General features: G+C 28.3%; 11 protein-coding genes. 5 read left to right on the top strand and 6 right to left on the bottom strand.

Annotated features, from left to right (window positions below; translation table 11 throughout):
- Window positions 1–373: 373 nt before the first annotated feature.
- Window positions 374–1,033, top strand: a complete 660-nt coding sequence (locus tag BM384_RS13015) for a metal ABC transporter ATP-binding protein (protein WP_090014241.1) — start codon at window positions 374–376, stop codon at window positions 1,031–1,033.
- Window position 1,034: 1 nt separating this feature from the next.
- Window positions 1,035–1,826 (top strand): metal ABC transporter permease, encoded by a 792-nt coding sequence (locus tag BM384_RS13010; RefSeq protein WP_090014240.1) that lies wholly within the window; start codon window positions 1,035–1,037, stop codon window positions 1,824–1,826.
- A 30-nt stretch (window positions 1,827–1,856) separates the two neighbouring features.
- Here BM384_RS13010 and BM384_RS13005 read toward each other — a convergent pair whose 3' ends face one another.
- Together BM384_RS13005 and BM384_RS13000 are read right to left on the bottom strand one after the other, a co-directional pair.
- Complete coding sequence (locus BM384_RS13005) at window positions 1,857–2,276, bottom strand: Fur family transcriptional regulator (RefSeq protein WP_090014238.1); 420 nt, start codon at window positions 2,274–2,276, stop codon at window positions 1,857–1,859.
- Between the two features lie 64 nt (window positions 2,277–2,340).
- Entirely contained in the window at window positions 2,341–2,892 is a 552-nt protein-coding gene (locus BM384_RS13000) for a manganese efflux pump MntP (protein ID WP_090014236.1), read from the bottom strand.
- Window positions 2,893–3,075: 183 nt separating this feature from the next.
- Here BM384_RS13000 and BM384_RS12995 point away from each other — a divergent pair, with 183 nt between their 5' ends.
- Window positions 3,076–4,293 (top strand): 6-phosphofructokinase, encoded by a 1,218-nt coding sequence (locus BM384_RS12995; RefSeq protein ID WP_090014234.1) that lies wholly within the window; start codon window positions 3,076–3,078, stop codon window positions 4,291–4,293.
- 31 nt (window positions 4,294–4,324) lie between these two features.
- On the opposite strand, the gene BM384_RS12990 is transcribed toward BM384_RS12995, so the two are convergent.
- Window positions 4,325–4,618: a hypothetical protein gene (locus BM384_RS12990; RefSeq protein ID WP_090014232.1), complete on the bottom strand. Its 294-nt coding sequence runs from the start codon at window positions 4,616–4,618 to the stop codon at window positions 4,325–4,327.
- A gap of 22 nt (window positions 4,619–4,640) precedes the next feature.
- Window positions 4,641–5,939, bottom strand: coding sequence for an aminotransferase class V-fold PLP-dependent enzyme (locus BM384_RS12985; protein WP_090014230.1), 1,299 nt, complete (start codon window positions 5,937–5,939; stop codon window positions 4,641–4,643).
- Window positions 5,940–6,087: 148 nt separating this feature from the next.
- On the opposite strand from BM384_RS12985, the gene BM384_RS12980 reads away from it, so the two are divergent.
- Together BM384_RS12980 and BM384_RS12975 are read left to right on the top strand one after the other, a co-directional pair.
- Window positions 6,088–7,125: a dermokine domain-containing protein gene (locus BM384_RS12980; protein WP_090014228.1), complete on the top strand. Its 1,038-nt coding sequence runs from the start codon at window positions 6,088–6,090 to the stop codon at window positions 7,123–7,125.
- Between the two features lie 3 nt (window positions 7,126–7,128).
- Window positions 7,129–7,749: a DUF4397 domain-containing protein gene (locus BM384_RS12975; RefSeq protein ID WP_090014226.1), complete on the top strand. Its 621-nt coding sequence runs from the start codon at window positions 7,129–7,131 to the stop codon at window positions 7,747–7,749.
- A gap of 45 nt (window positions 7,750–7,794) precedes the next feature.
- Here BM384_RS12975 and BM384_RS12970 read toward each other — a convergent pair whose 3' ends face one another.
- Together BM384_RS12970 and BM384_RS12965 are read right to left on the bottom strand one after the other, a co-directional pair.
- Window positions 7,795–8,262, bottom strand: coding sequence for a hypothetical protein (locus tag BM384_RS12970; protein ID WP_207650723.1), 468 nt, complete (start codon window positions 8,260–8,262; stop codon window positions 7,795–7,797).
- Between the two features lie 29 nt (window positions 8,263–8,291).
- Window positions 8,292–8,612: a transposase gene (locus BM384_RS12965; RefSeq protein ID WP_347455076.1), complete on the bottom strand. Its 321-nt coding sequence runs from the start codon at window positions 8,610–8,612 to the stop codon at window positions 8,292–8,294.
- Window positions 8,613–8,636: the final 24 nt, after the last annotated feature.

The raw sequence follows: 8,636 nt of genomic DNA, 5'->3' as shown, positions 1-8,636 counted from the left end.
CTTGCAGGTGCAAGCTCCGCTATGTCGGAAATCTTACCATTAAAGCCTTTAGATATCATAGCATTCATGATATTTTCTAAATGCTTTAACTGAGGATTTGTTAAGTAAAAATCAAAATTTAATTGATTAAAAAATTTGTATATTGATGGTTCGTTTGATATAATTGTGTTCTGAAACATTTATGTATCTCCTTGTTGAATTTTGTGTAGGAACTTAATTATAACAGAGATTTATCATAAATGTTTTTTTATTTTATTCAGTTGTAAAATTATTCAAGCATTTTTGCACTATTATAGTTAATATATAAATTAGTTGCAAATAATTTGCAATTAAGTATATAATATAAATAGTTTTGTTTTTAGGAGTTGATGACGTGATAAAGATTTCAGATTTAAACTTCAGATATGATAAATCTTCACCTTATGTTTTAAAAAATATAAACTTAAGTATACCTGAAGGTGCTTATATATCTGTTGTAGGTGAAAATGGAAGCTGTAAAACCACACTTATTAAACTTATTTTAGGCTTACTTAAGCCTAGCTCAGGCTCTATAGATTTACATACAAAAAAAGTTTCATATGTACCTCAAAGAGTAGAAAACTTCAATTCTGATTTTCCAATTACAGTATCAGAAATTTTAAAAACTCACGCTAAAGCTCTTCATTTAGATTTAAAATCTTCAGTAAAAGATGCTTTAACAAAAGTTAATATGGAAAAACATAAAGATAGTCTTATAGGAAACCTTTCTGGAGGACAACAACAAAGAGTGTTTATTGCAAGAGCACTTATGGGAAATCCTGATTTAATAATTCTTGATGAACCTTCTACTGGAGTAGATATCAAGAACCAAAAAGAAATTTATTCAATTCTAAACTTATTAAATAAAGAATATCATACTACAATTATATCTATTGAACATAATTTAGATATTGCTGTAAAGTATTCTACTCATATACTACAAGTCAAGGAAGGAAATGTCACTTTAAATACTACAGAAAAATTTAAAGAGAATATACATTTAGAAGGTGCATAAAATGTTTCAATACGAATTTATGACGAATGCTATTTTAGCAGGTTTAATTATTTCAATCCTATGTCCAGTTATAGGATTATTTATTGTTTTAAGACGTAATTCCATGCTTGGAGATACTCTTTCACATTCATCTTTTGCAGGTGTTGCAATAGGACTTGTACTAGGGGTAAACCCTATCTTTTCATCATTCCTATTTACAACCATATGTGCAATTTTAATTGAATTTTTAAGAAATTATTTCAAAAAATATGCTGAACTTGTAATGTCCATAATTCTTACTTTAAGCCTTGGAATAGCAATAATACTAATAAGTTCAGGAAAAACAACTGCAAAGGTAAATTCCATTCTTTTTGGAAGTATACTTACAGTTTCAAGAAGTGATTTATTTATTATTCTTATTGTAGGAATAATCTGCTTACTATTACTAGCATTTATATACAATAAACTTATTTATGTTATCTTCGATGAAGATGGTGCTAGAACAGCAGGAATTTCTGTTAATCTTATTAATTATCTATTTAATATATTAGTAGCTGCAACAATTTCATTATCTATTCAAATTATGGGAATACTAGTTGTATCATCAATTATTGTAGTTCCAGTTGCCACTTCTATGCAACTAAAAAAGAGTTTTAATAAAACATTATTTTTATCAGTGTTATTCGGAATAATAGATATTATGTTAGGACTAGTTTTATCATACTATGGAGATACTGCACCTGGAGGTACCATTGCAGTAACATCGGTAATAGTACTTATCTTAACACTTACAATAAAAAACTTTAAAAAATAAGAACCTGTATACTTTACGGGTTCTTTTTTATTATGACTTTTTTCTATGTCTACACTCTTCACAGACACCTTTCATAATTAAATTATGCTCTGTTAAAACAAAACCAGTTTCATTTTCCACCATTTCTTCTACCTGTCTCATGGGACATGGAACTTCAACTTTTTTATTACATATACTACACTGAAGCATATGCCTATGTTCCTCTCCTTTTAATTTATAAGTAGAAATACCATCATTACCTATAAATTTATCGATAATACCCTTCTCTTCAAACATTTCTACAGATCTATATACTGTACTAAGATTTATGATTATCCCCATTTCTCTACATTTATTAAATATGGTTTCAACTCCTAAGCTCTTATCTGATTTTGCTAAAACCTCTAATACAGCTTTTCTTCCTTTTGTAACTTTTAAATTATTATTTTTAAGTACATTTTCAAAATTCATTAATACCACCTACATAAAATCTTATGGAATATCATAATTATAGCACATTTAAAGAAAGTGTTTTCTAAAAAAATATCATATTTATTGAAAAAATAATTAATGCTATTCCTCCTAAAAGGTTAGCATACTTTTTTACAAAACTTATCTTCTTTATATATCTGCATATAAAAAATGCTAAAGTGCACATAAATAAAGTAATAAGCCCTACAAATATAGATTCTACAAAAAGAAGAAGTATTCCTTGAATCCCAATAAATGTGGTAAAACCTACAACAATGGCATCAATACTAACTGATATACCTAAAATAAGTATCATTGAATTTTTAGTTAAAATAGATTCCTCTCTTTCTTTAAGTCCATCAATAATCATTAAGACTCCTATAATTCCTACTGCTATTCCTCCAAAGGTATTTGAGATTGGTACTAAATATGTGTTTACATAACGTCCTGCCACTGCTCCTAAGAAAATTAATAAAAACTGAAAAAAAGCAAATGACATTATATATAATATTTTTTGTTTTCTTTTTATTCCATCAGTAACTCCTACGCTTAAAGAAACTCCAAAAGCATCCATCGCTAATGCTATACCTATAAGAAAAACCTTAAAAATACTCATTACTTTCACCTCTATTTTATTTTTTTATCGTAAAAGAATATTTTTATATGTATATGTTCATTTTTTAGTCTTTATTATTCCACATTTTTGTTGTATACTCTTAAATAGAGTAGATAGTTAGTTTAAATTGTATAGCATATTTAAACATTTTTTATTAAATATAATGTATTAAAGGAGTCAAACATGGCAAATTGTATAGTAGCACAATCAGGTGGTCCTACATCTGTAATTAATTCAAGTGTAGTTGGGTTATTAAAAGCAAATAAGGAGTTAAAAAAATACGATAAAGTTTATGGCGGAATAAATGGTATTGAAGGTATTCTAAATGAAAACATCATTGATTTATCCTCTATGCCAGATTCAGATATTGATACATTTTTATACACACCATCTTCTGGTCTAGGATCATGTAGATATAAAATGAAAGACCTAGAAACTTCAACAGAAGAATATGACAGACTATTAGACATACTTAAAAAATTAGACATAAAAACATTCTTCTATATTGGTGGAAATGATTCTATGGATACCACAGCAAAGCTTGGAAGATATGCTAAAAAAAATTCTTTAGATATAAACTTCATAGGTATTCCAAAAACAATAGATAACGACTTAATGTATACTGATCATACACCAGGCTTTGGAAGTGCAGCTAAATTTATAGCTACAACAACTCTTGAAGCATATTTAGATTCATCAGTATATATTAATAATGGTATTTTTATAGTTGAAACTATGGGAAGAGATGCAGGATGGCTTGCTGCTTCTTCATGTATGGCTAAATACCAAGGAAGACCTGTAGCAGATTTTATTTATCTTCCTGAAGTTGATTTTGATATAGAAGATTTCTTAAGGGATGTAAAAGCTAAATTTATAGAACAAAACCAAGTTTTCATTGTTGTTTCTGAAGGAATCAGAGATAAAAACGGAAAATTTGTTACTGAGATGGAATCTTCAGCTCAAGATAAGTTTGGTCACGCACAACTTGGAGGCGTAGGTCAATTTTTAAAACAAGCTATAATTAATGCTGGAATTACATCAAGAGTTAAATCATTAGAGCTTGGAATATTACAAAGATGTGCAATGCACTGTGCTTCTAAGGTTGATGTTACAGAAGCTTATGAAGCTGGATATAAAGCTTTAGAATTAGCATCTGATAAATATAACGGATGTATGATTGCTATAAAGAGATTAAGTAATTCTCCATATGAAGTTACATACGAATTTGTTGAAGCTTCAAAAGTTGCAAATCACGTAAAATACTTCCCTGTAAATTGGATTAATTCATCAAAAAATCATGTTACAGAAGAAGCATATGAATATTTCAAACCACTATTAGAAGGAGTTCCTACTTTATTCACTTATGATAATGTTCCTAAGTATAAAGTATTTACTAAATAAACCATTAAAATTACCTAAAAAAGACGTAGAATTATTTTTCTACGTCTTCTTTTATTTCCTCATATTCATATAAAAGTGCTGGTAAAATATTGTAAGTTATAAAACTCCATACTATTTCTACTATAGTAATATAAATAAAATTTATAGGCAGTAATAGAAAAACTAAAAAAAACATTATAAAAACTGAAAAGGCTAAAGTCTTACTTAATTTTGTTGCTACTAATGTTCTTCCACAGTTAGGACATATTATCTTATCCTTTGACTCTTTTTTTAATATATCTCTTGTATCGATTCTAAATTTACATCTTTCACATTGCCTATTCACAAAATATACTTCCTCAAAATTATTATATTTTCTTCACTATATCATTAATAATATTTAAAAAGTATTCTACTTCTTGAATTTCATTGTATATTCCAAAGCTTACTCGTATCATTCCTGGCATTCTTTCATTATTATCATGGATAAAAGCACTTGCTGATTTTTCCGATATATGCATAAGCCTTCTACAATATGGATGTGCACAAAACCATCCTTGCCTTACTGATATACCATACATTTTTGCTAGTAATTCTGCAGCATCATGATGATAAACTGATTGTATATTAAATACTCCAATTCCAAGCCTATCTTCTCTATTTTTCATATCACCATAATTAATAATCTTAGGTATTGACACTAAACCATCAAAAAGTGTATCCCTTAATAATTTTTCTCTTTCTGATATTTTTTCATAACCTATTTTGTCCATTTCCATAAGTGCTTTTGAAATTGCAACTGTCCCAAAAAAATTAGGGCTTCCTGCTTCATCTCTCTCTGGAGATTTTAGATATTCTATATTCTTATCCATTACAAATTCAACAGTTCCTCCACCCTCATTATCAGGAAAATTATCATCAAATACTTTTTTTAGGCCAATTATTGCTCCTCCACCAAAGGGAGCATATAACTTATGTGCTGAAAAAATTAAAAAATCAATTCTTTCATCTTCATTTTCAGACCACATATCTACCTTTTCATGGGGAACAAGCTGTGCACCATCTACTATAATTTTAGCGTTATATTTGTGTGCTATTTTTGCTATATAATGTATGTCATTTTTATAACCAGTAACATTTGAAGCTCCTGTTACTGTAACATACTTTACTCTACCATTATATGATTTTAATTTTTCTTCATATTCATCTATTTTTAGTCTTCCAAGTTCATCTACTTCAATATAATCAACCTTCCAGTGTCTTCTCCATGGAAGATCATTTGAATGATGTTCCATCCTAGTTGCCAAAATAACATCTTCATCATTATGAGCTATAATTCTTGATAATTTATTTATTCCATCTGTAGTATTACTTACGTATATTACAGTATATTTTTCTTTTTCTCTAATATTAAAGAAATCCAAAAGGTATTCCTTTGACTCATAATAAAGTCTTGTTGTTATTTCAGATTTATGACCGGCACCTCTCCCTATAGACCCATAATATTCACTAAGCTTTTTTATATAATTAATTACGGATTTAAAAGGTGGTGTTGTTGCTGCATTATCAAAATTTACGAATTTAGTTTTTTTATTATTCAAAATATCTACTTCTAAATCTATTCCAGCCATCAAATTATGAATAACAGAATCCATATTATCCTCCATAAACATCTCCTCCCTATATATAGTATTCTTAAGACCATCCTATGGTTCTATAGTTATATTAAACAATATATAAACATATACTTAAAAGTAACAAGATTATGCGCAAAACATATATTTATAATAAATTAACTTTTTTGGGGGTAATTATATGGACTCAGATAAAAACTACAAGGATATTAACAGCTATTCTTCTGACGACTTAAACTTAGTTCCTTTTAAATCGCCATTTATGACTTCTATGATGCCTATTGGATGGATACCGGTATTTTCTTTTAATAAATTAGGTTCTCCTACTATGACTTCTAATATGCTTCCTGATATTTCAAACATATATAGTAATGCTAACGACAACATAAATTATAGTCAGCCTAAGCTAACTAATAGCAGCTATTCTAGCAGTGATAACTTAGAAAATCTTTATTCCTATAATAAATCTAATATGAATAATACAAGTGATATGAATAATATGAATGGCTCAGGTTATATGGGATATATGAATAATACAGACAATACTAATAAGCCAAGCTATGTAATAGATACCTCTAATTATATGGATTATACAGGTAATGAAGGCAGTACCAATAATTCAGGTTACATGAGTAATATGGGCTATTCAAATACTTCAGATTATTCAGCTAATCCTGGCACTATAAGTAACTCTGATAATATGAGTAATATGGGTTATTCAGCTAATCCTGGTAGTATGAGTAATACAGGATATTCAAATACTTCTGGTTATTCAGCCAATTCTGGTAGTATGAATAATTTAGATAATATGAGTAATATGAGCTATTCAAATACCTCAGGTTATTCATCTAATCCAGGTAGCATGAGTAATTTAGATAATATGAGCAATATGGGCTATTCAAACACTTCAAGTAGCAACTTAACTCCAAATGCACCAGCTAGTGGTACTTATAATTTTAATTCTAACTCCTCTAATAGAAGTGAAGATATAAGTGATGTCCTTAGAAATTACTTTGCTGATTTAGACGAAGACACAGATTTATGTAGACATTGTACAGATAAGCGTATCGATAAGATATATTCAAAGCTTCAAGAAAAGGATCCTGAAATAATAGCTATGCTTACAGAGAAATATAAAATTCCATGTCCTATTGCTAAGGCTGTAATTAGAAAAATTATTAAATTATCACTACGTTATTGCAAGAAAGCTGGTGATTAAATTATGTTTTTATTTAGAGATTCTCTTCCAGATATGAATGCTAAAATAAGAGTTTTACATGCAGCTGCTGGTGCTAATTCTGTAGATGTATATGTAGATGGAAATAAAATAGCATCTGATTTAAGCTTTTCAGAAATAACTTCCTATAATAATATTTCTCCAGGAAAACATAAATTTGATATATACGAAACTGGGAATACAACAAACCCATTATTTTCTGATAGTTACGAAATAGTACCTAATGAAACATTAACTTTAAATGCCGTACTTCTTGGAGGGAAACTTACAGTTTTTGTTTTAAAAGATAATCCTCCAACTAATACTTCTAGTTCATCTTTTTTGAGGTTTATTAATCTTTCACCTAATTCTCCTTTACTAAATTTATCACTAGCTGATAATAAAACTCCACTATTTAATAGTGTTGAGTATTTAGAAACTACTGGTTTCTATCCTTTAAAGCCAGAACTATATAGTTTTTTAATGACAAATGATTATGACTCTTCCTTTAAGAAATATATAGGTAACATTAAAATAAAATCTGATACAAGTCATACTCTTTTTATAATAGGACTTAATAACAATGAACCTAAAATAGGTTACTTAATAACAGATGATAAAATATAAAAAAGATGCTATTACAGTTATATAGCTGTAATAGCATTTTTTATACTATTCTAATCCTAGAAGTCTCTTAAGCCATGCTAAGAACCCAGTTTTTTCTTCTGAGTCTTCTTTTGGAGTCTCTTCTTTTGGAGTTTCATATTTAATTTCTTTAGTTTTCATTATAAATTTAGTACTGCCCTTCATACTATCATCTTTCCCTGAGAAGCAACCATACTCTTTAGAAGACTTCACAATTTCATCCTTTGCTTCACTTAATTCATCTAAAGCATTTAAGCCATCATTGCCCTTATTATAAAGCTTATCTATAGCCTCACTTCCATATTCATTTATACCATCAGAAATTTTTTGACTTCCTTCTTTTAACTCATTTAACTGTGATATATAACTTGGCAAAGTTCCTATTAAACTTCTAGCCTTATCCACTTCATTTTGATCTAATGATTCTCTTAATATCCTTAAAATATCCTGGCTATTTCTTAAATCATTCTGCATATCTAATAATTTTTGGCTCAATTATGAAATAGAGTGATAAATAAAACTAGCTATTCAAATATAGGTGGACGGCCTTTAAAATTCTTGATTTTATAAGGATGTCTACCCTGTATAAATAACGGATATTCCTGAATTTTATCAAAAATATATTTAAATAAGGATAAATAATTAGCTAAGTATTTAGTGGAAACACCTCTGTAAACTGAAATAAATCTTTTTATATTGCTATGAACACTATTTATTTTTTGAATGTTAAAACCTTTGAAACTATGCTTTCCCTTTGGAATGGCTATATGATTAAGCTTGCAATAGGAAGACAAGGTTTTGTATGAATATAAACTATCAGTTATAAAAATACTTTTAGGATTGATTATTTTACCTATACTTCTTATAAG

It is taken from the genome of Clostridium sp. DSM 8431 (assembly GCF_900116755.1).
GTDB lineage: Bacteria > Bacillota > Clostridia > Clostridiales > Clostridiaceae > Clostridium.
This window is presented reverse-complemented; position numbering and strand designations above follow the sequence as displayed.